We start from the raw sequence: 569 nt of genomic DNA on the forward strand, positions 1-569 counted from the left end.
GATCTCGCCGACTTCCACTTCGAGATCAACATCGCTCAGCGCCTTGACCCCGCCAAAGGAAATGCCGATCCCGCTCAGCGCGAGAACCACATCCGGCCGTGACGACAGGCGTGCCAGACGCCTGTCGCCGACGGGGTTAGCCACCGCGAGGATGGCGGAAATTTCGGACGCGCGCTCGTATGCGGCCGCTCCCAGCGAAGCACCAATCATGAAACATTCCTGCTTTTGAAGGCGTGTCGGCTGCGGCCCCGTGGGCCGCGCCCGTCCTATTCCGCGGCGACAAGCTCCCTGTCGCGAGCTGCTTCCCGTTCGCGCACCAGAGGAATGACGCGCTTGCCGAAGAACTCGACCTCTTCCTGGAAATGCAGGAAGCCGAGCAGGATCAGGTCGGCACCGGCGTCCTTCAGTTTCAGGATGCGTTCGGCGATCTGTTCCGGCGTGCCGATGAGATTGCTGCGGAAGCCGTCATTGTACTGAACGAGATCCTCGAGGGACGACTTCGCCCAATTGCCTTCGCCTTCCGGCGAGGCCTTGCCGGCATTCTTGACCTGATCGGCAAAGCCCTGCAC

The 569-nt window shown here is 62.6% G+C and carries 2 pseudogenes; both read right to left on the reverse strand.

Features of this window, described 5'->3' with window-relative positions:
• Positions 1-210: pseudogene (locus EN780_RS39430) on the reverse strand (ABC transporter ATP-binding protein); the annotation flags it as partial.
• Between the two features lie 56 nt (positions 211-266).
• Positions 267-569 (reverse strand): annotated as a pseudogene (locus EN780_RS36955) (dimethyl sulfone monooxygenase SfnG); the annotation flags it as partial.

It is taken from the genome of Mesorhizobium sp. M4B.F.Ca.ET.089.01.1.1 (assembly GCF_004022605.1).
Classification (GTDB): Bacteria; Pseudomonadota; Alphaproteobacteria; order Rhizobiales; family Rhizobiaceae; genus Mesorhizobium; species Mesorhizobium abyssinicae.